This window comes from Micromonospora polyrhachis (genome assembly GCF_014203835.1).
GTDB lineage: Bacteria > Actinomycetota > Actinomycetes > Mycobacteriales > Micromonosporaceae > Micromonospora_H > Micromonospora_H polyrhachis.
The window spans coordinates 5,183,726-5,206,961 of sequence record NZ_JACHJW010000001.1 but is presented as its reverse complement, the minus strand read 5'-3'; the positions used below and the strand labels follow the sequence as shown (position 1 = coordinate 5,206,961).

General features: G+C 68.1%; 21 protein-coding genes and 1 tRNA gene. 10 read left to right on the top strand and 12 right to left on the bottom strand.

The annotated features are described in order from the left end of the window. Positions 1-44 precede the first annotated feature (44 nt). Positions 45-251, top strand: a complete 207-nt coding sequence (locus tag FHR38_RS23060) for a DUF8847 domain-containing protein (protein WP_184536632.1) — start codon at positions 45-47, stop codon at positions 249-251. Positions 252-352: 101 nt separating this feature from the next. On the opposite strand, the gene FHR38_RS23055 is transcribed toward FHR38_RS23060, so the two are convergent. From FHR38_RS23055 to FHR38_RS23045, 3 genes are all read right to left on the bottom strand, one after another. Next, positions 353-1,492, bottom strand: coding sequence for a polysaccharide pyruvyl transferase family protein (locus tag FHR38_RS23055; protein WP_184536631.1), 1,140 nt, complete (start codon positions 1,490-1,492; stop codon positions 353-355). A 221-nt stretch (positions 1,493-1,713) separates the two neighbouring features. Further along, a complete protein-coding gene (locus FHR38_RS23050) occupies positions 1,714-4,050 on the bottom strand; it encodes an ABC transporter permease (RefSeq protein ID WP_184536630.1) in 2,337 nt (778 codons plus the stop codon). Then, a complete protein-coding gene (locus tag FHR38_RS23045) occupies positions 4,047-4,733 on the bottom strand; it encodes an ABC transporter ATP-binding protein (RefSeq protein WP_184536629.1) in 687 nt (228 codons plus the stop codon). Before FHR38_RS23045 ends, FHR38_RS23050 begins: the two co-directional genes overlap by 4 nt. Positions 4,734-4,934: 201 nt before the next feature. Here FHR38_RS23045 and FHR38_RS23040 point away from each other — a divergent pair, with 201 nt between their 5' ends. The 3 genes from FHR38_RS23040 to dnaE all read left to right on the top strand — a co-directional run bounded on the left by FHR38_RS23040 (position 4,935) and on the right by dnaE (position 10,660). Beyond that, the gene (locus FHR38_RS23040) at positions 4,935-6,242 is read left to right on the top strand and encodes a sensor histidine kinase (RefSeq protein WP_312882355.1); all 1,308 of its coding nucleotides are present in this window, start codon (positions 4,935-4,937) and stop codon (positions 6,240-6,242) included. After that, positions 6,239-6,934, top strand: coding sequence for a response regulator (locus FHR38_RS23035; protein ID WP_184536628.1), 696 nt, complete (start codon positions 6,239-6,241; stop codon positions 6,932-6,934). Before FHR38_RS23040 ends, FHR38_RS23035 begins: the two co-directional genes overlap by 4 nt. Before the next feature lie 189 nt (positions 6,935-7,123). Then, complete coding sequence (dnaE, locus tag FHR38_RS23030) at positions 7,124-10,660, top strand: DNA polymerase III subunit alpha (RefSeq protein WP_184536627.1); 3,537 nt, start codon at positions 7,124-7,126, stop codon at positions 10,658-10,660. A gap of 82 nt (positions 10,661-10,742) precedes the next feature. Here dnaE and FHR38_RS23025 read toward each other — a convergent pair whose 3' ends face one another. Next, positions 10,743-10,985, bottom strand: a complete 243-nt coding sequence (locus FHR38_RS23025; protein WP_184536626.1) for a hypothetical protein — start codon at positions 10,983-10,985, stop codon at positions 10,743-10,745. A 122-nt stretch (positions 10,986-11,107) separates the two neighbouring features. On the opposite strand from FHR38_RS23025, the gene FHR38_RS23020 reads away from it, so the two are divergent. Both FHR38_RS23020 and FHR38_RS23015 read left to right on the top strand, forming a co-directional pair. Further along, positions 11,108-11,611 carry an O-acetyl-ADP-ribose deacetylase gene (locus FHR38_RS23020; protein WP_184536625.1) on the top strand — a complete coding sequence of 168 codons (504 nt, stop codon included), beginning with the start codon at positions 11,108-11,110 and terminating at the stop codon, positions 11,609-11,611. A gap of 62 nt (positions 11,612-11,673) precedes the next feature. Then, a complete protein-coding gene (locus FHR38_RS23015) occupies positions 11,674-12,102 on the top strand; it encodes a ribosomal maturation YjgA family protein (RefSeq protein ID WP_184536624.1) in 429 nt (142 codons plus the stop codon). A 9-nt stretch (positions 12,103-12,111) separates the two neighbouring features. Here the strand turns inward: FHR38_RS23015 and FHR38_RS23010 are convergent, their stop codons facing one another. Further along, positions 12,112-12,747 (bottom strand): CG0192-related protein, encoded by a 636-nt coding sequence (locus FHR38_RS23010; protein WP_184536623.1) that lies wholly within the window; start codon positions 12,745-12,747, stop codon positions 12,112-12,114. A gap of 65 nt (positions 12,748-12,812) precedes the next feature. Continuing rightward, positions 12,813-13,289, bottom strand: a complete 477-nt coding sequence (locus FHR38_RS23005; protein ID WP_221449969.1) for a DUF421 domain-containing protein — start codon at positions 13,287-13,289, stop codon at positions 12,813-12,815. A 248-nt stretch (positions 13,290-13,537) separates the two neighbouring features. On the opposite strand from FHR38_RS23005, the gene FHR38_RS23000 reads away from it, so the two are divergent. From FHR38_RS23000 to FHR38_RS32460, 4 genes are all read left to right on the top strand, one after another. Next, positions 13,538-14,182 (top strand): class I SAM-dependent methyltransferase, encoded by a 645-nt coding sequence (locus FHR38_RS23000; RefSeq protein ID WP_184536621.1) that lies wholly within the window; start codon positions 13,538-13,540, stop codon positions 14,180-14,182. Positions 14,183-14,318: 136 nt separating this feature from the next. Next, positions 14,319-15,440 carry an FG-GAP repeat domain-containing protein gene (locus tag FHR38_RS22995; RefSeq protein WP_184536620.1) on the top strand — a complete coding sequence of 374 codons (1,122 nt, stop codon included), beginning with the start codon at positions 14,319-14,321 and terminating at the stop codon, positions 15,438-15,440. Positions 15,441-16,158: 718 nt separating this feature from the next. Next, positions 16,159-16,602 (top strand): hypothetical protein, encoded by a 444-nt coding sequence (locus tag FHR38_RS22990; RefSeq protein WP_184536619.1) that lies wholly within the window; start codon positions 16,159-16,161, stop codon positions 16,600-16,602. A 237-nt stretch (positions 16,603-16,839) separates the two neighbouring features. Next, a complete protein-coding gene (locus FHR38_RS32460) occupies positions 16,840-17,370 on the top strand; it encodes a hypothetical protein (RefSeq protein ID WP_246446701.1) in 531 nt (176 codons plus the stop codon). Between the two features lie 663 nt (positions 17,371-18,033). On the opposite strand, the gene FHR38_RS22980 is transcribed toward FHR38_RS32460, so the two are convergent. The 6 genes from FHR38_RS22980 to FHR38_RS22955 all read right to left on the bottom strand — a co-directional run bounded on the left by FHR38_RS22980 (position 18,034) and on the right by FHR38_RS22955 (position 23,104). Continuing rightward, on the bottom strand, positions 18,034-18,480 hold the full coding sequence (locus FHR38_RS22980; protein ID WP_184536618.1) for an XRE family transcriptional regulator: 447 nt from the start codon (positions 18,478-18,480) through the stop codon (positions 18,034-18,036). Between the two features lie 16 nt (positions 18,481-18,496). Then, complete coding sequence (locus tag FHR38_RS32455) at positions 18,497-18,688, bottom strand: type II toxin-antitoxin system HicA family toxin (protein ID WP_184536617.1); 192 nt, start codon at positions 18,686-18,688, stop codon at positions 18,497-18,499. A 747-nt stretch (positions 18,689-19,435) separates the two neighbouring features. Continuing rightward, positions 19,436-19,507 (bottom strand) — tRNA-Val (locus FHR38_RS22970). Positions 19,508-19,658: 151 nt separating this feature from the next. Next, entirely contained in the window at positions 19,659-20,126 is a 468-nt protein-coding gene (locus tag FHR38_RS22965) for a peroxiredoxin (RefSeq protein ID WP_184536616.1), read from the bottom strand. Positions 20,127-20,207: 81 nt separating this feature from the next. Next, positions 20,208-20,645, bottom strand: a complete 438-nt coding sequence (locus FHR38_RS22960; protein WP_184536615.1) for a DUF3052 domain-containing protein — start codon at positions 20,643-20,645, stop codon at positions 20,208-20,210. Between the two features lie 110 nt (positions 20,646-20,755). Continuing rightward, positions 20,756-23,104 (bottom strand): transketolase C-terminal domain-containing protein, encoded by a 2,349-nt coding sequence (locus FHR38_RS22955; protein ID WP_376771493.1) that lies wholly within the window; start codon positions 23,102-23,104, stop codon positions 20,756-20,758. Positions 23,105-23,236 lie beyond the last annotated feature (132 nt).

Genomic DNA, 23,236 nt, shown 5'->3' with positions numbered 1-23,236 from the left:
CGCGATCGCCTGCGCCGCCGCCAACGCAGAGGCAGGATGAGGTGATGGCACCCAGCGCGGAGATTCCCCTGGTCGGCGGGGCCGCCGACGGCGAGACGGTCACCGTCGAGCTGGACCCGAACGGCCGTCCGCCCCTCACCCACCACCACGTCGGGGCCGGTGGACTCACCGACAGCGAGATCTACGAACTGGAGACAACGGACGGCGGCGACCCGCCCTGGCAGTACGAATTCCGAGGACCGGCGGTCTGATCCGTCGGGCGGTCCCGGTCAGGATCCGTCAGGCGGTCCGGGTCAGAATCCGTCAGGCCGGTCCCGGTCAGGATCCGTCGGTCCCGGCCAACCGGGGTTACTCAACCGGGGCTACCACCGGCGGTGAGGTTCCGCAGCAGCGGGTCGATGATCTGGCCGGTGTTCGCGGCCCGCTCGCGCAGCGACACCACCCGGCGACGGATGTCCGAGACCCGGGAATCCCGCTCGTCCCAGAGCCGGTCGACCTCCGCCAGCAGCGGGCCCTCCACCTCCCGCTCCACGCCGCGCAGCGCCGGCATCCCGATCCGCTGCGCGAAGTCGAAGACCTTCCCCGCGTACGGCAACGGCAGGAACGGGATTCCGGAGAGCGCCGCGAAGATCAGGAAGTGCAGTCGCATCCCGACCACCATGTCGAAGTGCGGCATGAGCCCCAGCAGTTGCCGGGGCCGATAGGCACCGTGCAGGATGCGTCCCCGTTCGGCTGCGGTCATGTGCGACAACACGCCGTGCGCGTGCCGGATGTCGTCACGTTCCATCGGAACGAACAGCACACTGGCGTCGAGCCGGTTCACCAGGAAGTCACCGACCTGCGCGAGCAGCCGGTGATACCCACCGACGTCGAGGTGTTCGGCCGCCCGGCCCGGCTCTCGGACGCTGATGCCGACCAGACGACTGCCCGGCGGGATGCCCTCCTCCCGCAGCAGCGACACGCCAAACTCCTCCGGCTCCAGCAGCAGCGCCGGGTCGGCGGTGACGGTGACCGGTCGAGTGACCCCGGACTCCTCCAGCACCAGGCGGGACTCCTCGTCCCGGACGGTCACCTCGATCGCGGCGGTCAACGCGGCCTGGACCATCGAACAGTCCACCGGCTCGGTCAGCGGCCCGACTCCCACCGCGTACGTCAGGACCGGCAACCCGCGCTCCTGGGCGGCCAGGACCAGCCGGAGGTACCGGCGGGCCTCACTGTCGTAGAGGATTCCGCCACCGCCGAGGATCAGCAGGTCCAGCCCGGCCAGGACCTCCGCCGAGTCGGTACGGCTCACCCCGTCCCACGGCGCGACCCGTACGCCGGGATGCGCGACCCGGGTGTGCTCCGGGTTACGGGAGAAGACCAGCAGTTGGGCGTCCGGCCGGCGGGCCCGCAGATCGGCCAGGAGCCCGGTCAGGATCGCCTCGTCGCCGAGGTTCCGTCCCCCGTACGACCCGAGCACCCCGATCGTCGGCCCAGCGGCACCCGCCATGTCACCCCCCGAGGTGAGTAAAGGTCGGGTCTACCCGCTCAGTACGCCGCCATGCCTGCCGGCCCGGTTGGATGCCGCCTGAATGTCAGCCAGGAGTTAGGCAGCCATCAACCTTGGGCTTGGACCGGCAGGCGACTACGGACCGCGCGATGTTTCCCGGCACGTGTCGCCCGGGGATGGCGCGGCGCGATCCTGTTCCGGGTCGCGCCGCGGTCACCTCGTCATTCGGCTCGAAGCGCCGTGGTGGTGCGGATCCGGGCCGCCCAGGCGGCGGGTGGCAGAGCACCGGCGAGTGCGATGACCAGGCCGCCCAATCCGAGCAGGGCCACGGTCGGTGCCGCGTACACGTCAAGGGCGATCTGCGGCAGGCGAAGGCCGGCGGCGTCGCCCATCGCGGGTACGACCGCGCGGTGCATGATCATGCCGGCCGCTACTCCGCTCGCGCCGCCGATCAGACCGTTGACGGCGACCGAGGACAGGACACTCGTGATCGTCTGCCGGGGTGTCATGCCGATCGCCTTGTGGATACCGATGTCGCGGACTCGTTCCCGGGTGTCGAGCAGGACCGTGTTGAGTACGCCGAGGCCGGCAACGGTGACCAGCATCAGCGTGAGGATCGCGGTGAGGCCGTTGAGCACGACGATCATGTCGCCACCCACGGCGGTCGAGGCATTGGTGGTGGCGCCCAGTGGCTGGAGTGCCGGTTCGAGCGCGTTGGCGTAGGCGGTGGTGTCGGTCCCTGGCGTGAGCGAGATCTTGATGATGGTGACCGGTACCGGCGTGGTGAGGTTGTTGGCATCGGTGTAGATGCTCATGCCGTCGTTGGTGATGTCGAAGACTTCGCCGACGAGGCGCAGGGTGACGTGCTGGCCTCCGACGTTCAGGGTCACCGAGTCGCCGATCTTTCGGCCGGTGGTGGTCAGGAACCCGGTGGGCGCGACGGCTTCGCCGGGCGCGTCGAACCATTCACCCTCGATCATGCGGTAGCCGCCCCGCCTGGCGTCACCGGTGAACGCGTTGAGCTTGGTGATGCCGCTCATTCCGGCGACGGTCACCGAAGCGGAGGCGAGGCTGTACTTCGTACCCGGCTGTGCGTGGATCGCGGCGGTGATCGCCGAACTGTCGGCGGGCAGCTTCGGTGGCGGGCCGTCGGGTCGGCCGTCCGGTCCGACAGCAGGCGGGATGGCGGCCACCGTAACGTCGGCGGTGTTGTGCCGGCGGGCGACCAGGACTTCGTTGAGTGAGGCGGCCAGCCCGACGGCGAAGGTGACGGCGGTGGCACCGAACACGACGGCGACGATCATGGAAAGAGTGCGTACCGGCCGGGCGAAGGGTCGCGCCAGACCGAGCGTGATCGGCCGGGACAGCGGCAGCCGGGCGGTCAGTCGGGCAATCGTCTGCCCACGCCCGGCCTGCGGTGTGCGGCCAACGGCGAGTGCGTCGATGGTGCGCAGCCGGCCGGCTCGCCACGACGCGGCCCAGGCGGTCACGGCTACCAGCCCGAGGACGCCGGCGGCGACGACGACGTCGATCCACAGCGGGACGGTCAGGGTCGCCGAGCCGTACGCGTCGCTCGTCTCGGCCAGGATGGGGATGGCGAGCAGATGCCCGGCGAGCATGCCGACGGCGGTGCCGACGGCGGCGGGGACCAGCACTTGGCCAAGGTAGGTGCGCATGACCTGGGCGGGGGTGAAGCCGACGGCTTTGAGTACGCCGATGCGGTGGGTGCCCGAGCCGACGGCCGCGGCGACGACGTTGCCGACGATCAGCACCGACATGACCAGGCCGAGGATGCCGAACGCCATGAGGAACGGAACATAGATCGCGGTTTCCTGCTCGGCGACCCGTTTGACGTCGAGCCAGGACTGCGATCCGACCATCGCCTTGGCGGGCAGGCCCGCGGACACCGCCGTCCGGGCGGCGTCGATCGTGGTGGTCGTGTCGGGGGTGGCGAGCCGGTAGAGCATCTGGTATCCGTCTGGCCCGCCCGACCCGGTGAGGGCGCTGACCTGTGCGCTGCTGACCCAGCCGTCGGCGGTCTGGCTGGCCGACCGGGTGGTGCCGACCACGGTGAGGGTGGGGCTGCCCGGCAGGTCGGCCAGGACCAGCTTCATGCCCAGCGGCTCGAACCAGTCCGAGGCTGACAGTACGACTTCGCCGGGGGCGTCCGCCCATTCGCCTTCGGCGAGGGTGAGCTGGTCGACGGTCGCGTTCGGGGTGTCCCGGCCGACCAGGTTCAGCGGCAGACTCCCGGCGCCGCCGATCTGCGGGGTGACCGTGACCGTGACCGTCGGGTAGGGCCCGGCCGTTGCGGTGACACCGTCCGCCTGGGAGGAGGTCAGCTGGTCGGGGGTGACCAGCGCCGGGTCGAAGGTGGCGCTCAGGTGCGCTCCGTTCTGTTGGGTGAACGCAGTGTCGAAGGGTGCACTCGACACCACCAGCAGGGCGCCGCCGAGGACCGATGCGGTGACCGCCATCAACGTCGCGAGCCCGATCACGATGGTTTGCACGCGGCGCTTGCGTACGCCCGCGCGTAGTACGAGCCCGACGGCGCTCATCGGGCGACTGCCAGGTCGGCGATGATGCGTCCGTCGACCAGTTCAACCGTCCGGGACGTGCACGACTGGGCCAGGGCGAGGTCGTGGGTGACCACGACGATGGTCTGCCCGTCGGCATTGAGTTCGCGCAGCAGCCCGGCGACGTCCTCGCCGGAGGTGCGGTCGAGCGCGCCGGTCGGTTCGTCAGCCAGCAGCAGCGGCGGCCGGTTCATCAACGCCCGGGCGACGGCGACGCGCTGGCGTTGCCCGCCTGACAACCGTCCGGGATAGGCGCGAGCGTGCCGGGCGATGCCCAGGGCTTCCAGGAGTTCGGCAGCGCGCCGGTGGGCCGCCGCACGCTGCATCCCCGCCAACTGGGCGGGCAGCACCACGTTGTCGGCGACGGTCAGATCGTCGAGAAGGTTGAAGAACTGGAAGACCATGCCGACCGATTCGCGACGGTATTTCGCCGCGCCCGCCTCGCCGAGCTGGTCGACCCGGGTTCCGTTGACCGTGACGGTTCCCGAGTCTGGTCGGTCGAGTCCGGCGATCAGGTTCAGCAGGGTGGACTTGCCACTGCCCGACGGGCCGAGGATCGCCACCGCCTCACCATGGCGCACGGTCAGCGACGTCTGCGACAACGCGGGCGGCCCCTCGTCGTAGGCGCGGGTCACGTCGCACAGCTCGATTACCGGGCTTGTCATGGGGGCTCCGTTCATGATCGCTTCCTGGCGCCATGACGGTAGGTCGATCACGGTGACCGACGCGTCGGCCCGGCGAGGCATCTTCGCTACCTATCCCGGGCGAGGCGACCACGACTCATCCTTTTGGCCTAGCCGGACGATGTAGCTCACCCCGGCGCAGGAGCGATGCTGCCCCGGTGGGGCGTCGACCAGAATGATCACGTGACGAATGCGATGGCAGTGCTCGATCGCTGGAGGTGGACGCGGGCACTGAGACGCGTCTCGGGCCCACTGCCGCGCCCCTCGCTACGTAACTGGGTCTTCGACGTCCTCCTCGCCGGGTTCATCACGTTCGGCCTGGTCCACTACGCCCTCACCGGCAACATCTCCGGATCCCATTCCGATGGCCCTGCCGAACCGTTCGACCCGCCACTGTCGGTGCCGGCCGACCAGCCTCCCGACCCGACGCTGCTGGCGCCAGCCGACCCGCCCGACCTCGGTTACGTGACGTTCGCGGTGGCCCTGGTGCTGTTCGCCTCGATACCGCTGGCACTACGTCGCCGCTACCCACTCGGCGTGCTCTGGGTGGCGATCATCGCGGCGGTGCTGACCCCGGAGGCCGCGCCGCGGCTGACGTTCTACGCCTGCGTCATCGCCGCGTACAGCGCCGCCGCGTACAGCCCCTACCGCATCGCCACGCTGGTGAGCATGCCGGTCATGGTCCTGGCCGCCGGGTCGCTCACCGGGGCCGGCTTGCCGACCGTGCCCAACCGGTACGTGCCGCTGCTCGTCCTGCTGCCCATCACCGTGGCCGCCAACGGGCTGCGCACCTGGCGACAGCGCACCGACGACGGCCGTGCCCGGGTCGAAGCCCTCGAACGCGAGCAGGCCGAAGCCGTCCGCCGCGCCACCGAACTCGAACGCGCCCGCATCGCCCGCGAACTACACGACGTCGTCACACACAACGTCAGCATGATGGTCATCCAGGCCGGCGCCGCCCGAAAGATCATGGACCGGAATCCCGAACGGGCCCGCGAAGCGCTGCTGGCCGTCGAGTCCGGCGGCCGGGCCGCAATGACCGAACTGCGGCACGTCATGGGCCTGCTCACCATGGACGGCGAGGACGCCGATCTGGCCCCCCAACCGGGCCTCGACCAGCTCGACGAACTCGTCGCCCGGGTACGCGACGCCGGCATAGCGGTGCGGCTGACCGTGGCCGGGCAGGTGCGACCGGTGCCACCCGGTGTCGACCTGACCGCCTACCGCGTCGTCCAGGAGGCACTGACCAACACCGTCAAACACGCCGCCGGCTCCCACGCGACCGTCACCATCACCTACGCCTTCGACGAGTTGTCCATCGAGGTCACCAACACCGGCGGTACCTCGACCCCGTCGGCTGCCACCGGCAACGGGCGGGGCCTCATCGGCCTACACGAGCGCCTCGCCCTCTACGGCGGGCACCTCGACGTCACCCATCGCCCCACCGGTGGCTACCGTGTGCAGGCCCGCATCCCCTTGGAGATCACGTGACCGATCCGCTGCGGGTCGTCATCGCCGACGACCAGGCGCTGGTCCGTACCGGCTTCCGCCTGATCCTCGCCGAGGACGGCATCGACGTGGTCGCCGAAGCCGCCAACGGAACCGAAGCGGTCGACGCCGTCCGCCGTACCCGGCCGGATGTGGTCCTCATGGACATCCGCATGCCGGAGATGGATGGGTTGGAAGCCACCCGCCGCATCCTTGCCGACGACCCGCAGCGCACCACGCGGATCATCATGCTCACCACGTTCGACCTGGACCGCTACGTCTACGCCGCCCTGACCGCCGGGGCCAGCGGGTTCCTCCTCAAGGACGTCACGCCGGAACAGCTCACCGCGACCGTACGGCTCGTGCGCGTCGGCGACGCCCTCCTCGCCCCGGCCATCACCCGCCGGCTCGTCGAACGCTTCGTCGACCGCACACCGGAGACCACCACCACGTACGGCGGCTTGAACAATCTGACGCCACGCGAACTCGACGTCCTGCGTCATCTGGCCCAGGGGCTCAGCAACGCCGAACTCGCCGACACGTTGCACCTGTCCGAGGCGACGGTCAAGACCCATATCGCCCGGATCCTGGCCAAACTCGGGCTGCGCGACCGGGTTCAGGCGGTCGTCGCCGCCTACCGGAGCGGCCTGGTCAGTCCGGAAACCAACAACGCTGCTCCGCGACCGGAGGTATGACCGCCGCCTTTCACCCCGAGCAGCTAGATCGACTGAGAGCGATCAGCTGGCGGCAAACCGTAGCCCCTCGAAACCGCCTCCATCGGACGCGTTTCACACCCCGGCGAGCCTCCGCAGGCCCACCCAAGTACCCCCGATAGGCTCGTCTGGAGAACTGTTCGATCTTGCGGCGCGAGGGGGAGTCAGGGCGTGCCTGACCAGGTCGTACACCTACACACGCACACTGAGTACTCAATGCTGGACGGGGCGGCGCAGCACAAGCCGCTCTTCGCCGAGGCGGCCCGGCTGGGGCAGACCGCCCTGGCCATGACCGACCACGGCAACATGTTCGGGGCGTACAGCTTCTACAGCACCGCCAAGGACGCCGGAGTGAAGCCGATCCTCGGGATCGAGGCGTACCTCGCCCCGGGCGACCGGACCTTCAAGAAGGCGGTCTTCTGGGGTACGCCGGAGCAGCGTCGCGACGACCTGGCCGGTGGTGGCGCCTACACCCACATGACCATGTGGGCCGCCAACGCGACCGGGCTGCGAAACCTGTTCAAGCTCTCCACCGACGCGAGCCTCACCGGCTACTACCGCAAGCCCCGGATGGACCGCGACCTGATCGCGAGTCACGCCGAGGGCGTGATCGCCACCACGGGTTGCCCGTCGGGCGAGGTGCAGACCCGACTTCGGCTCGGCCAGTTCGACGAGGCCCTGAAGGCCGCCAGCACATACCAGGACATCTTCGGCAAGGAGAACTTCTTCCTGGAGGTCATGGACCACGGCCTCGACATCGAGCGCCGGATCCGGGAGGACCTGCTCGAAATCGGCCGACGGCTCAACATCCCCCCGGTCGCCACCAACGACTCGCACTACGTCACCCGGGACGAGGCGCGCCGGCACGAGGTGCTGCTCTGCGTCCAGTCCGGGTCGACCATGAACGACCCCAACCGGTTCAAGTTCGACGGCGACACCTACTACCTCCAGGCCGCCGAGGAGATGCGGACCACCTGGGACAGCGTGCTGCCGGGGGCCTGCGACAACACCCTGCTCATCGCCGAGCGGGTCGAGTCGTACGCCGAGGTGTTCGACCTCGTCGACCGGATGCCGGTCTTCGACGTGCCGGAGGGGCACACCCAGGAAAGTTGGCTACGCCTCGAAACCGAGGCCGGCATGCGGCGCCGGTTCCCGGAAGGCATCCCCGACGGCTACCCGGAGCGGCTGAAGTACGAGCTGGAAGTCATCACCACCAAGGGCTTCCCGGCGTACTTCCTGGTCGTCGGCGACCTGGTCCGGCACGCTCGGGAGATCGGCATCCGGGTCGGTCCCGGCCGCGGGTCGGCCGCCGGCAGCCTGGTCGCGTACGTCCTGGGCATCACCAACATCGACCCGATCCGGCACGGCCTGCTGTTCGAGCGGTTCCTCAACCCCGAGCGCGCCTCGATGCCCGACATCGACATCGACTTCGACGACCGGCGGCGCGGGGAGATGGTCCGCTACGCCACCGAGAAGTACGGCGACGACCGGGTGGCCCAGGTCATCACCTACGGGACGATCAAGGCGAAGGCCGCGATCAAGGACGCGACCCGGGTGCTCGGCTACCCGTACGCGTTGGGTGACCGGATCACCAAGGCCATGCCGCCGGCGGTCCTCGGTTCCGACATCCCGCTCAAGGGCATCGTCGACCCGGGCCATCCCCGCTACAAGGAAGCCACCGAGATCCGGAAGCTGATCGAGGAGGAATCCGAGATCAGCACGGTCTTCGAGACCGCCCGAGGTCTGGAGGGGCTGATCCGGCAGGCCGGTGTGCACGCCTGCGCGGTCATCCTGTCCAGCTCACCGCTGGTGGAGAGCGTTCCGCTCTGGGCCCGGGACGACGGGTCGATCATCACCGGTTGGGACTATCCGTCCTGCGAGGCCGTCGGCCTGCTGAAGATGGACTTCCTCGGGCTGCGGAACCTGACCGTCATGGGCGACGCGATCGACAACGTACGCATCAACCGTGGCCTGGACATCGACCTCGACCGGCTCACCACCGACGACCCGGTGACCTACGAGCTACTGGCCCGGGGTGCCACCCTCGGCGTGTTCCAGCTCGACGGTGGGCCGATGCGGGAACTGCTGCGCCGGATGCGGCCCACCACGTTCGAGGACATCATCGCCGTCGGCGCGCTCTACCGACCCGGTCCGATGGGCGTCAACGCGCACAACGACTACGCGGACCGGAAGAACGGCCGGCAGGAGATCAAGTCGATCCATCCGGAGCTGGAGGAACCGCTGCGGGACATCCTCTCCGAGACCTACGGTCTGATCGTCTACCAAGAGCAGATCATGTTCATCGCCCAGAAGGTCGCCGGCTACACGATGGGCCGCGCAGACGTGCTCCGGAAGGCGATGGGCAAGAAGAAGCCCGAGGTGCTGGCCAAGGAGTTCGAGGGCTTCCAGGCCGGCATGCGGGACCAGGGCTTCTCCGACCAGGCCGTTCGGGCGCTGTGGGACACCATCCTGCCGTTCGCCGGGTACGCGTTCAACAAGTCGCACGCCGCCGCGTACGCCCTGGTGTCGTACTGGACGGCGTACCTGAAGGCCAACTATCCGGCCGAGTACATGGCCGCCCTGTTGACCTCCGTCGGCGACAACAAGGACAAGTCGGCGGTCTATCTGGCCGAGTGTCGGGCGATGGGCATCAAGGTGCTGTCGCCGGACGTCAACGAGTCACATTTGCGGTTCGCCGCCGTCGGCGAGGACATCCGGTTCGGTCTGGGCGGGGTCCGCAACGTCGGCGCGAACGTGGTCGAATCGATCGTCACCAGCCGAAAGACGAAGGGCCGCTACGAGTCGTTCGCCGACTTCCTCAGCAAGAGCGAACTCACCGTCTGCAACAAGCGGGTAGTGGAATCGCTGATCAAGGCGGGCGCGTTCGACTCGCTCAACCACACCCGCCGTGGGCTGCTCGAACGGCACAGCGACGCGATCGACGCAGTCGTACCGATCAAGCGCAAGGAGACCGAGGGCCAGTTCGACCTCTTCGGCGACGGGTTCGACACCGACCAGTCGGACGGCATGGTGGGGCTGGACTTCACCATCAGCGACCAGGAGTGGCCGCGCCGCGAACTGCTCGCCCTCGAACGGGAAATGCTCGGCCTGTACGTCTCCAGCCATCCGCTGGCCGGGGCGGAACGGGTGCTGGCGAAGAACAGCGAAACCTCGACGGCGGCGGTGGCCGACAGCGAGCAGCTCTCCGACGGGGCGACGGTGCAGATTGCCGGCCTGCTCACCGGCGTCCAGCGGCGGATGACCAAGGCCGGGAAGGTCTGGGCGGTCGCCACCCTGGAGGATTTGGCCGGCTCGGTGGAGGTGCTGTTCTTCCCCGCCACCTACGAACTGCTGGCCGATTCGATCGTCGAGGACGCGGTGGTCGCGGTCAAGGGCCGGATCAACCAGCGGGAGGACACCCGTAACGTCGCCGCCACCGACATGGCGGTCCTGGAGATCAGCGAACAGGACCTGGCGGCAAACCCGCCGGTGGTGCTCACCATGCAGACCGAGAAGGTCAACACCGCGTTGGCCGCCGAGCTGCGCAGCATCGTCGAGCGCCACGAGGGGGCCGCCCCACTGCACGTACGGCTGCGCAGCCGGGGCGGAAAGGTCACCATGCTGTCCCTGGGCGGGCACAGTGTCAGCCCGGACATCAGCTTCCGGTCCGAGATCAAGGGGCTGCTCGGCGCGGGCGCGTTGGAGTGATCGGGGTTGCCCGACCACCGGCCGGTGGTCGGGCAGGTGCTGGGGGACGGGGGTCGCATCCACGGATGCGGCCCCAGCGCGGCTAGTAGGTGTAGACCAGGGTCCTGCCGCTACAGGTGTACGCCTGCCAGCCCTCCTCCGCCGCGATGGCCGGCGCTGCCGCCCGACACTCCTCGGACGTGGCGAAGGAGCCCCACACGTGCCAGTCCGGCGGCCATGCGGTGTGGCTGGCACCGGACTGCGGCTCGGCCAGGACCGCCGTGCCGCTGAGGACGGCCGCGCCGAGCGCCGCCGCCGTGATCACGCGAATGATGGTGGTACGCATCGATCCTCCAGGTCGTCGTGCCGGGATGGTCAGGCCACGGAGCCTGACAGAGCAATCGATGAATGTCCATAACGCGACCGGACTGCCCCACCGCAGGAACGTCGACTTGACATCATGGAGCCATGCCCGCGATCGAAGTCGTGCTTGGGGACATCACCAGCGAGAACGTGGACGCCATCGTCACCGCCGCCAACGAGTCGCTGCTGGGCGGGGGCGGGGTCGACGGCGCCATCCACCGGGCGGCCGGCCCGCGACTGGCCGAGGCGGGTGCGGCGATCGCCCCGTGCGAGCCGGGTAACGCCATGGCGACGCCGGCCTTCGACCTCCATCCTCCGATACGGCACGTCATTCACACCGTCGGCCCGGTTTGGGAAGGGGGTGGGTACGGCGAGGCCGAGATTCTGGCCTCGTGCTATCGGCGCAGCCTTGCGGTCGCCGACGAACTGAGGGCTCGCAGTGTGGCCTTTCCCGCCATCGCAACCGGCGTCTACGGGTTCCCGCCCGATCAGGCAGCAAAGATCGCGATCTCCACGATCATATCGACGCGTACCGACGTCGAAAAAGTGCGCATGGTCGCCTTCGACGAGTCGACACGACGCCTCCTCGCGGCTGCCACACATCGGTAACCCGATGTCGCGCACGCTCAGGAGTGCGTGGGCGTGAATCGACAGACGCTAGCATGGCGGGAATGTCGATCAAGCCGCTGTCGGTCCGACTCCTTGCGCTCGCCTCGGCGGCCCTCTTCCTGGCCGTCGCGCTCGGCATCCGCGCCCTGACCAGCGGCACCCTGGAAAGCGACGGCCTGCTGGCGCAGTACTCCGGCACCGCCCTCTACGCCTCGATGGTCTACGCCGGGGTGCTGTTCCTGCGGCCGCGGATGTCCCCGCTACCGGCCGGGGTGATCGCCGTCGGCTTCTGCTGGCTGGTCGAGTTCTCCCAGCTGACCGGCATCCCGGCCGCACTGTCGGAGCGCAGCCTGCTGGCCCGGCTCGTGCTGGGGGTGCAGTTCGACCTGACCGACATCGTCTGGTATCCCGTCGGCATCGTCCCGCTGGTGGTGCTGGACCGACTCCTGATCAGCCGTACGCCGACCGAGGTGACGGCCCAGGGCTGCTGACGACACCGATCAGCGCACGGAGGCGTACACCAGGGACAGCGGGGTTGGCTGGCCCGCCCAGGAACCGGTCAGGGTGGCATCGACATTCGGCTCGCGACTACCGTCGAGGCGGCGGAGTACGGCCAGCTCGACAGAACCTGTCTCGATCCGCGTCGGGTCGCCGGCCGTGACCCGACGAAGCGCACCAACGGTGGGAATGTCGGCACGAGGCACGCCGCTGACGGTGATCGTCATGCTGCGCTCGCGGCGTTCGAGCTGGCCATCGATCTCGATGAACTCATCGGCCTGACCGGTGCCAGCAAAGAGTGCGCTGGCCAGCGCGGCGACGTAGACCGGGTCGCCGCATGCGTCGTACACCCAGCGAGGGCCGAGCACCGAATGGTCCGTGGTGCCGATCAGCCAGCCGTCAGCCTCCTCCAGCGGCGCACCGCGATAGGTCATCGGCACCTGGTGGATCGGCCCGTCACCCGCCTGTACGAGCACCGTCTCGATCCCCACCTCACCTGCCGGGTCGTCGAACCGGTACGCCGCCACCCGGACCGGCTCACCGGAGGCCGACTCCTGGTACCAGTCCTGACCGGGCAACCAGGTCGCCAGCAGTTCAAGCTTTGTGGGGCGTAGTTCCGCCCGGTGCAGCAGCGCCATGAGTCGATCATAGAGTTCAGCCGAGGTGCGCTGTCCTGCCGCAACTGTCGGTCGCGGCGAGCGTCTCAGGTCACGGACCGTTCGTCGGGGTTGTTGCGTGGCTGGTCGCCACTGCGGGTGATCACGCTGAACCGGCCGTCCGACTCCATCCGGACCTCCTTGACCGTCTCCAGATCGTCGATGCCCTGTTCCCGAAGCTGCGTGAACAACTCCTCCTCGGTGATCAGTTCCCGGCGCATGTTGCGGTGCAACATGCGCCCGTCCCGTACCAATATCAGCGACCCGGGACGGATCAGTCGGGCGGCGGGCGGCCAGTGGTACGCGAGAAGATCCAGCAGGTACGCCCACCCGATGATCACCACGACCAGGACGATCCCGTCGGCGATGGAGGTGTAGTCGTTCGCCATGCCGTTCTGGGCAGCGTCGGCGATCAACACGATGACCAGAAGATCGGTGACGCCGGTGGTGCCGCTCTCCCGCTTCAACAGCACCCGCAGGAGAAAGAAGATCGCCAGGTACATGATGCTGCCGCGGACGACCATCTCCAGCAGTGGAGTGTCCGGAACGAAGAGGCTCTTCCAGTCAATCACCAGGGGCAGCTACCCCTAGCCACGTCAGACATGCACCAACGGTCGCTACCCACGACCACTTTGACACGAAACGGTTGCCACGAAACTCGCGGATGTGCATTCCCGTGACGGGTCCGGACAGAGCACGGCCCAACCCCCGGTGGGCGATGCACACAAACCGGCGGTGGCGCCGGACGACCACTGCGGTAGCGTCGCCGGGCATGGCATCCACAGACTGGCTGACGAATACTCGGCACTCCTACGACACCGTCGCCGAGAGCTACGCCGGGCTGGTACGCCACCTTCTGGACGAGACGCCATACGAGCGGGCAGCTCTCGCCTTGTTCGCCGACTTCGTACGCGCCGCCGGCGGCGGGCCCGTCGCGGACGTCGGATGCGGCCCGGGACGGATCACCGCCCACCTGCAGCAGTACGGCGTGGACGCCTTCGGAATCGACCTGTCGCCTGCGATGATCAAGATCGCGCACCGGGACCACCCCGGCCTCCGGTTCGCCGTGGGCTCCATGACGGCTCTCGGCCTCGCCGCCGGCTCGGTGACGGGCCTGGTCGCCTGGTACTCACTGATCCACATCCCGGACGACGAAATCGCCGGAGTCCTGGCGCACTTCCACCGGGTCCTACGGCCCGATGGTCCGCTGCTGCTCGCCTTCCACGTCGGCAGCGACTCGCAGCTGAAGACGCAGGGCTACGGCGGCCATCCCATGAAGGTCCACGTGCATCGTCGCCAGCCCGCCCAGATGGCGGCGTGGCTGGAGGAGGCCGGCTTCGCGGTGGAGGCGCAGACGACCCTCAGCTCACCGGAGAGCAAGCTCGGCGGAATCCTCTCCGCGCGCCGTCGGCGCTGACGACAATCACAGTTCCCCTCGACCGATTGAACACTTGCAGTAGCTGTCAGATCACAGTCAGGCAAGGCGCGCTGTTCCATCCGGTCCACTAGCCTCAGCTCGAACTTGAGCACTTCTCGGCGCAGGGAGGCAGATCATGTGGACCAGACGGACCGTTGCGGCAGCCCTCACCGCCTCGGCAATCTGCATCGGCGTCGCCTTCCCAGCCGGTGCGGCGACGCGCGAGGCGTCCGACAGGAACAGAGTTGCCAACCAACAGCCCGGCGAGCCGTTCTACGGCGATCTTGACGGGGACGGCCACAACGACCGGATCAGCCTCGCCGCCGGCGACATCGACTGCCTGATCATCGTCGAGGCGGGTGACCCGGCAGGCAGCCACCATCCGCCCGTGACCCACTCGTACCAACCGCCCGCCCTCTGGCAACACTCATGTCCCGACGTTGGCATCGTGGTCGACCTGGGCGGCGATGGCGAGGCCGAGTTGGTGCTCGGCTGGGCCAACACACCTCGTCTCCTCGGCTACCAGTTGTTCGCACTACGGAGCTTCCTACCGTTCACCACCGTGGGTAGCGGGTTCTACAACCACAGCTCCCGCCTGGAACTCGCCGACCTCGACGGCGACGGGCTGCTTGACATCGTGGTCACCGGCGGCTGGGGACTCCGTACCTTTCGCAACCTGCCAGACGGCACCCTGGCCATCGGTCCGCATGGCACCTGCACCGTCGCCATCCACATCGCGCTAGCCGATTTCAACCACGACGGCGGGACCGACATCGTGGTCAGCACGCTGGACAGCTGCGGCGACCCGGACACGCCATCGCGGCTGCTGGTAATGCTCTCCGACGGGCGGCGGGTGACGCTCGACGGAAACTCGAACTTCCCGACCGTGACCACGCTCGACGCCAACCGGGACGGCCACCTCGACATCCGGGCGACCAGGCTCGGCACGGTGACGACCTACTTCGGCGGGGGCGACGGTAGGTTCGTAACCGGTCCGGTGACCAACGACGACTTGGCCCACGCCTACCGCAACACCCCTAAGGTGATCAAGGTACGCGTCAACGACTGGGCCAGCACCACCGCCACGCTCACCATCGTCACCCCACCGCAGTACGGCTACCTCAGCACGGCCGATCCCCGGTACGAGGTGAAGTACGTCCGCACCGCGGCGCACAAGCTCGCCGACACCTTCGTCTACCAGCTCGCCGACAACGGCAAGTCCGACACCGCTACTGTCACGGTGAAGATGAAGGACTGAATCGGCCTCGGCGTTCCCGCCTGGCACTACTTCTCCCGGCGGATGGCCCACACCCCTCCGACGACCGCAGCTACCACCGGCAACAGGCAACAGATGCCAGTGACCAGTAGCTGCCACGGTTTGATTGCACCCATGCCGCACAACGATATAGATCCACCGCCACCCCCACATCCGCACGTCGTGGTGTCGCCAAGCGACCAGTCGTCGGCGAGTCACGTGCGCAGCAGGGCCGACTCTGGCTGCCGGAGCTACGTACGCCCCCGCAGGGGCCAACTGACCCGCCGTCATGACCCTGCCCTCGCCCGGCGGCGACCAGCTTGGTTCGCGGCGGTGTCCGTGCCTCCGTCCGCCGCGGCAATGGCTGCTGATGCCTGCCACATCGACCGTACGCAGCCACACCTTTCCCCACATGACCGAGCACGGCCGCCGCACGGCCCGCGCAGTGAGCGCCGAGCTGGCGTGAGCGCCACCCCTGCCGAATGGCTTTACCCTGAGCGGACCTGTCAGTCACCGAGCAGCACACGACAAACTGTGACGAAGCGGGCCGGCAGCCAGCCGGGCGGCCGTTCCTATGCTGGCCAGGGGGTGAGCGCGGCTTCCACGTCTGGGCCCTGATGCTGTCAGCGTTGCGGGGCTGGACTGGGCTTCGGGACGGAATCGGTGGCTGTCGGTGGGGTCCGTTAGCCTCCGTCTGCCGTCAATCGTGGAAGGGGCAAGCGTGGGTGCCTCCGGCTGGAGCTACTTCGTCACCTATAGGCCCGATGTGCAGGAGGCCCTTGACGACCTGCGGGCGCGGGTGTTCGCGGACGGGGACTACTGGTGGGTCCGTGGTGAGATTGGCACCCCGGCGAGCGACTACCCCAACCGTCCGCAGACGCTGGACGAGCTATACGACGACGAGTGGGTCCGGGAGTCCGGCACGCACTCCATCCTGGACATGTTCCACGTGGTCGCCGAGGGCGAGGAGCCCGACTACGGCACGGTGCAGCCAGTGACCGCCGAGGAGGCCCAGCGCTGTGCGGGGACCGAGGTGTTGACCCGCGAGCACGTGAAGGCTATTGACGGGTTGGCCGAGCGCCGCTGGTTCGGCCGGTGCGCGGTCCTGCACGACATCACCGGCCAGCCCGAGGAGATCTACTTCTGGGGCTGGTCCGGCGACTGACGACCACCTTTCCGGCCTCCTTGCTGCTCTTTGACGATCGCCAGAAGGCGTGCGGTCGGCCGGAGGGCATTGTCAGCACTCCGCAACCGCCGGGCGAACCGAGAACCGCCAGGTCGGGGTGTTCCTGACCTACCGCACCGGAAAGGGTCACGCGCGGTACGTCGAGGGGTGTGGGGACCGCCCAGTTTGATGGACTCCTGATTTGTGCGGATGCGTTCCTCACTGGAATGAGGTCTCATGGGTTACAGCTTTGAGTGGGTTGATCTGCCCGAACCTGCTGCGACTGCTCGCTCGTGCTACCAAGCGCACCTCGAACTCGGGGATCTGTGCCGACCATGCACGGACAAATACCACTCGCTTGCGGCTGCCTATCAATTCCATCTGAACATCGCCGGCATGGCCTTCTGCCGTGGCGGCATGCGCCGCGCGGGCATGACCTACCAGGCAACCCCGCAGCCCTTCCCGGAGTGGCCGTTCGATGACACCGACGACTGGCGATCCGCCGATCAGAGTCGGCGTGACACCTACCACGAGGCAGAACGGGCGGCGTCGGCCCAGACGGTCGCTGGGATGGTTGGCATCCCAGAGTTCAAGTTGACGAGTAACGGCCCCTGGCTGGTAGGTAGGAGCGAGATCGAGCAAGCGCTGAACCTCTACCAGGCTTCATCACCGAGCCTGCGCGCCGAGTTGGAGGGGGATGACCTGTGGGTGTCCTGGCTCGACTGGCTGAGGGAGACCTTCAGGCACGGCGGCTTCACCGTAGGGTGAGCGAGGTTGCTCTCACCGCCCCGGGATGTGATCTTTCTGGGGCGGTTTCCGCAGGTGGTGCTGGGTGGGCGCGGCAGGTTTCGAACCTGCGACCCCTCGCTTGTGAGTTCCATGACGCCCTGTCCACGGAGGTCCACCGGCATCCATCACCAGGAGAAGGGCTGGGCGCGGGTACCGAACCATGATGCCGATCATGACCAGTTGACGCGAGTTGGCGCCGAACTGACATAAGTGCAACTGCCGGCCGACTGGCTCCGCGCTAAGCGGACCTGCCAGTCGGATAGGCGGCACCATCGAACTGATACGGAGCGGGCCCCTGTCCCGTGCCGTCGCCGTAATCCTCGCCGCCGGCATGAGATCGATCCGCCACCGTGGGCGAGGTGCGAGGCGAGTGCACCCAGTGTCACACGGGCTGCACGGACAGCCCCGTCGGGAAGTAACACGAACAGCGAACACAGACACCCGGGGTGCGACGTGAATCATGTCCCAGGTGTCTGCGCGTACGTCAGCACGTGGGAGGGCTGGCTGTACCGGGCCACCGCAATCGACCCGGCCACTGTCGTACTCCGCTTGACCTGTCAGCTTGGGAACTCGCTGCGGCGCTGGCCTGGGCCAAGGTCAACGGCCTGCACACCTGGTCACGGTGCCCCTGGTTGTGCGCGGTCAGGCTGCTGCCTGCTGGCCGCTCGTAGTCGGCTTTGACTTCTTGCCAAGATGTCGTGACGTCGTCTGCTGCTCGCTTTTTGAGGTTGCCGTCAACTGGGATACCCGCTGTGCAGAGATCCCAAGCAACTTGCCCGCGTCACGCACCGTGTAACCCTCCGCCAACAGTTCCCTTGCTGCTTCGACGGTCGCCTCCTCTGCGGACTTCTCGACCTCAACCAGCTTGGCTCGCGCCTTACGTGCTGTAGCGACAATCGGAGGCACTTCCGGTCGGACCTCTACATCGAAGCTCTTGGGTGCCACGTCAAGGAACATGGCGATGGCATCGCGAGTCATCACCTCTACCTGGTCCAATCGGCGCGCCTGGGTAAAAACACCTGGGATCTCAGGCACGGTTATGGCCCACCAGTTACCGGCGCGTTTACATGCAGCGGTGTACGTAATCATCGGCTGGCAGTCCCTTCTACCTGATGCCGAGGCTGCGCAGGATCGCCCGCGCGGTCAACTCGTTGATCTCCTTGTGGCGTGGCACGGTGAACTGTTGCGAACCGTAGCGGTACACCGTGTGCCTGCCGCCTTCGCGGACGAGCGTGAACTCGCATCCCGCGTCGGCGGCGGCTTTGCTAATCACGGAAATGAGGTCAACCCGCTTCACAGTGTTAAGTCTAGTTCGATGGATAACAGCAGTCTAGCAAGCTGGACAGGTGTCTGGCGATGCGTTCCGCCGCCTCGACAAGCTAAACGCAGACAACGCATACGACTTCCCGCACCTGCGATCCATGCTGCGCCGGCGCGGAACCCAATCCCGCATCGCCCGCCGGGGCATCGAGTCAGGGCCTCGGCAAAGTCGATACTCTCGCCGAGATGAGGCATCCGCCCACCGTGCGCCCGGCGCTGCTGCCCGGCAATCGACGAACTCACTCCGCCCCGACGAGATGATCAGGACGCCATGGACGCTAAAACCGAGCGGTTACGTCCATGAAGTCCTGATCACCAAGACTGAAGGGCAGAGCACGCCGCCCCAGCCTCGCAAACAGGACACCGGCACGACTTTGCCGGTGGACGACGCAGCCGATGCCACCCCCTGGCATCGAGTCCTCCGTCAGCCTCGGCCGGCGTCCACCGTAGCAATCGACAGACCTGATATAGCGTGGGAGATTTCAACGTTCCCGCCTGAAGTGACATCGCGCCGGGATGGCATGACTGTGACGGTGGTGGATGCCGCCCGGCGCTGGATGCCGCCGGCGGTGACACCCGCCGATGCGCGCGGCGTGGTGCTCCACCATGCCGGGCGTACCGCCGCACGTCGTTCAGGCCATCGCCCGGCATTCAGATGTGAAGATCACCCTGACCCGCCCCGGGGCCTGATCGTTCTGGGGCGGTTTCCACTGGTGGTGATGGGTGGGCGCGGCAGGTTTCGAACCTGCGACCCCTCGCTTGTAAGGCGAGTGCTCTCCCACTGAGCTACGCGCCCGGAGACGCCACTGCGACGTACCGGCGGCGGTTAGCTTACCTTGCCATCCGGATCTCCGTCGCGCAGGCAACGATCTTGGAAGTTTCCCGGGCCGGAAGCACGGAGAAACTTCCAAGATCGGCCACGATTCGGCGACCCGGCAAAGCTCGGATCAGGCAGCCGCCGCCTCGGCCAGCGCCTTACGCCAGCCTTCCTGGTCGCGGGCCTCGCCCGGCATGTTCATCTCGGCGAACCGAACCACGCCAGCCTTGTCGATGACGAACGTGCCCCGGTTGGCGATGCCGGCGACGTCGTTGAACACGCCGTACGCCTGTGCCACGGCACCGTGCGGCCAGAAGTCGGCCAGCAGCGGGAACTGGAAGCCTTCCTTTTCGGCCCAGATCTTGTGGCTGTAGACCGAGTCCACGCTGACCGTCAGCACCTGGACATCGTCGTTGACGTACTCGTTGAGGTTGTCCCGCACCTCGCACAGCTCACCCTGGCAGATCCCGGTGAACGCCAGCGGATAGAAGACCAGCAGCACGGTGCGCTGCCCACGGTAGTCCGAGAGCCGGACCTCCTGGTTGTTCTGGTCCTTGAGTACGAAGTCCGGCGCCTCGGCGCCAACCTCGATCGGCATGCAAGCTCCTTGGATAGTCACGGTGGCACCCCAGGGTGCCACAGGCGTCCGGCCCACCCACCCGGTGCCTGTGGGTGGCCCCTACTTCTTGGTCTTCGCCCCCCGGCGCAGGACGAGGCGGGCACCGCTCCAGTCCTTACCGGCGTTGATGGTGGACGTCTGCTGAAGGCCGGCGGTCGGCGCCGATTCGCTGATCTCGCTCGGCTCGACGTGCCCGTCGCGCCCGGCCTTGGGCGTCAGCAGCCACACCACGCCGTTGTCGGCCAGCGGGCCGAGAGCATCCACGAGGAGCTCGAAGAGATCACCGTCGCCGTCCCGATACCAGACCAGCACCGAATCGACGACCTCGTCGGTGTCTTCGTCGACCAGCTCCCCACAGCGATCGGTCAGGGCGTCACGGAGATCCTGGTCGACGTCGTCGTCGTACCCCATCTCCATGACGACCATCCCCGGCTCGATGCCGAACCGGTCCGCCAGGCTCCGTACTCCGTCGGCGGCCTGACCAGCGGTCGCGCTCACTGTCGCGTGCCTCCTCATCTCAACTGCTAGCGGCGTCGTCTGACACCGATAGGGCAAAGTCCACACAGTTGTGCCCCTGCGCGCAAGTGGCACACCGAGTGGAACGGAATTTACCGTGCCAGCAGCGTACGGGCACCCTGGGTAATTGCATCCTCGGAGAGGAGCACCTGGGTCGCAGAAGGACCAAGGGGGACAAAAGAGTCAACCGAGGCAACTCGCCGCACAGCACCCACATATCCGGCATCCACCAACGCCGCCACGATGCCCTCACCCACCCCGCCGGACCGGCGCGTCTCGTCTGCTACCAGCACTCGACCAGTGGCGGAGGCCTCCCGGATGATGTCGGCAACGGGTAGTGGTGCCAGCCAGCGCAGGTCGACCACCCGGGTACCGATCCCCTCCTCGGCCAGGGCACCGGCGGCGCGCAGCGACATCCGCACCCCATTACCGAAAGTGATGATCGTGACATCTTCGGCCGATCCGACCCCGTAGCTGCGGGCCCGGCCGATCGGCGCGTGGCTGCTCCCCCAGTCCCCCGGGCCGGCGTACGGAGAGAGCCACTCGTCGTCACCAGGCAGGTAGAGATCCCGGGTGTGGTAGAGCGCGATGGGCTCCAGGAAGACGCAGACGCTGCCGTCCACCGCAGCGCTGGCCAGGCACGAGCGCAGCATCGGCGCGGCGTCCTCGGCCCGCGCCGGCACCGCGAGCACCAGGCCGGGAACATCCCGCAGTACGGCCAGCGAGTTGTCGTTGTGGAAGTGCCCGCCGATCCCGTCCTGGTAGGCCAGCCCCGGCACCCGGACCACCATCGGATTACGGAAGGCTCCCCGGGAGAAGAACCGCAGGGTGGCCCCCTCCCCACGCAGCTGGTCCTCGGCGCTGTGCAGATAGGCGAGGTACTGGATCTCCGGGACCGGCAGCATGCCGGCCAGTCCGGCACCGAGCCCCAGGCCCAGCACTGAGGTCTCGTCGAGCAGGGTGTCGAAGACCCGGGAGGCACCGTACCGCTGCCGTAGGCCCTTGGTCACCCCGTACAGCCCGCCCTTGGCCGCGACGTCCTGTCCGAAGATCGTCATCTCCGGGTGGTCCAGCAGTCCGTCGGCCAGCGCCGCGTTGATGGTCTGCGCAAGGGTGAGCGGTCCCGCCTGCTCGGGCAGTTTCCCTCCGAACGCGGCGGTACGGGCGGCGGCTCCCGGACCGGCGGCCCGGGAGCCGGCGTCGGTGACGGCCCGGGACACCCGTACCGGGCGGCGGGGGGCGATCGGGGCCATGATGTCGGCGGCGGTGGCCAGTTTCGGTTCGCCGAGCACCTCCTCGGCCACCTTCCGGACCTGCCAGCCAACCTCGTCGTAGCGGGCGATCAACTCGTCCGGGGTGGCCAGTCCCGCCTCGACCAACAGCCGCGCGGTGGCGATGATCGGATCCCGCTCCAGGTCCTGGGCGACCTCCCCCGCCGACCGGTACGCCAGTTCGGCGTCCGCGCCGCCGTGCCCCATCAGACGTACGGTCGACAGGTGTAGTACGGCTGGCCGCCGATGCCGGCGCACCCAGGAGGCGGCCTCACTCGCCGCGTCGTACGCCTGGGCCAGGTCGCAGCCGTCGGCGGAGAAGTACCGCAGTCCCGGCTTCGCGCCGAGCGTGGCGGCCACCCAGCCTTCCGGGGACCGGACGCTGATGCCGAGCCCGTTGTCCTCGCAGACGAAGAGCACCGGGATCCGCAGTCCGGTGTGGTCGCACCAACCGGCGGTGTTGAAGGCGGCAACGGCGCTGACGTGGTTGACCGAGGCGTCGCCGAACGAGCAGACCACGATCGCGTCCGGTGGCCAGGGCGACCCCGCGTCGGTGTCGGGCCGGGACGGTCCGCCGAGCCGCGACCGGGCCGGGGACTGGGTCGGAATGGCGGACTGCCGCCGCATCCGTTCGATGGCGAAGCCGATGCCGACCGCCCGGGGCAGGTGTGAGGCGATGGTGGAGGTGGTGGGGATGACGGCCAGGTCGGCGTTGCCGAAGACCTTGTGCCGCCCTCCGGCCGCCGGATCGACGGCGGAGGCCACCACCCCCCGCAGTACGTCCCGGGCGGCCGTGGCGATCGGGTCGGCGTCCGTCTCGCCTCCGGCGGCGGCATCGTCGTCGCCGGCGGTCGCACCGGTCCTCACCCGGGCGGTGGTCAGGAGGGTGCCGTCGGCCGTAGCCGGGGTGGTGGCCGGGAGCGGGCCGGCCTGGGCCACCCGAGCGCAGTAGAAACCGCCGGAGCGGTAGTGCAACAGGGCCGGGTCGGTGGACAGTACGGCCGCCGCCACCGCCGCGTTTCCCTCGTGGCCGGACGATCCGATGGTGTGGAATCCCTCACCGAAGCTACGTAGCCAGCGCGCGGCGAGGTCCAGGTGCCGGCTGGTCAACTGGGCGTCGAAGAGTTCCAGCGCACGGACGCCGGTGAGTGTGGTGTCGTCGCGGACCAGCCCGTCCGGCGAGCGCCGGTTGGTCGGGACGAGGAGACCGCCGACCGCCTCCCGGAACCGTTCGTCGAGATCTTGAGGGGTGGTCACGTCGGACAGCATTACCCACTCGGGCCATCGGCAACCAGTGCGACA

Excerpts from the sequence above, each read along its gene's own strand:
- FHR38_RS23060 (WP_184536632.1), top strand. The coding sequence starts at position 45 with ATGGCACCCAGCGCGGAGATTCCCCTGGTCGGCGGGGCCGCCGACGGC.
- FHR38_RS23055 (WP_184536631.1), bottom strand. The coding sequence starts at position 1,492 with ATGGCGGGTGCCGCTGGGCCGACGATCGGGGTGCTCGGGTCGTACGGG.
- FHR38_RS23050 (WP_184536630.1), bottom strand. The coding sequence starts at position 4,050 with ATGAGCGCCGTCGGGCTCGTACTACGCGCGGGCGTACGCAAGCGCCGC.
- FHR38_RS23045 (WP_184536629.1), bottom strand. The coding sequence starts at position 4,733 with ATGACAAGCCCGGTAATCGAGCTGTGCGACGTGACCCGCGCCTACGAC.
- FHR38_RS23025 (WP_184536626.1), bottom strand. The coding sequence starts at position 10,985 with ATGCGTACCACCATCATTCGCGTGATCACGGCGGCGGCGCTCGGCGCG.
- FHR38_RS23020 (WP_184536625.1), top strand. The coding sequence starts at position 11,108 with ATGCCCGCGATCGAAGTCGTGCTTGGGGACATCACCAGCGAGAACGTG.
- FHR38_RS23015 (WP_184536624.1), top strand. The coding sequence starts at position 11,674 with ATGTCGATCAAGCCGCTGTCGGTCCGACTCCTTGCGCTCGCCTCGGCG.
- FHR38_RS23010 (WP_184536623.1), bottom strand. The coding sequence starts at position 12,747 with ATGGCGCTGCTGCACCGGGCGGAACTACGCCCCACAAAGCTTGAACTG.
- FHR38_RS23005 (WP_221449969.1), bottom strand. The coding sequence starts at position 13,289 with ATGGTCGTCCGCGGCAGCATCATGTACCTGGCGATCTTCTTTCTCCTG.
- FHR38_RS23000 (WP_184536621.1), top strand. The coding sequence starts at position 13,538 with ATGGCATCCACAGACTGGCTGACGAATACTCGGCACTCCTACGACACC.
- FHR38_RS22995 (WP_184536620.1), top strand. The coding sequence starts at position 14,319 with ATGTGGACCAGACGGACCGTTGCGGCAGCCCTCACCGCCTCGGCAATC.
- FHR38_RS32460 (WP_246446701.1), top strand. The coding sequence starts at position 16,840 with ATGGGTTACAGCTTTGAGTGGGTTGATCTGCCCGAACCTGCTGCGACT.
- FHR38_RS22980 (WP_184536618.1), bottom strand. The coding sequence starts at position 18,480 with ATGATTACGTACACCGCTGCATGTAAACGCGCCGGTAACTGGTGGGCC.
- FHR38_RS22965 (WP_184536616.1), bottom strand. The coding sequence starts at position 20,126 with ATGCCGATCGAGGTTGGCGCCGAGGCGCCGGACTTCGTACTCAAGGAC.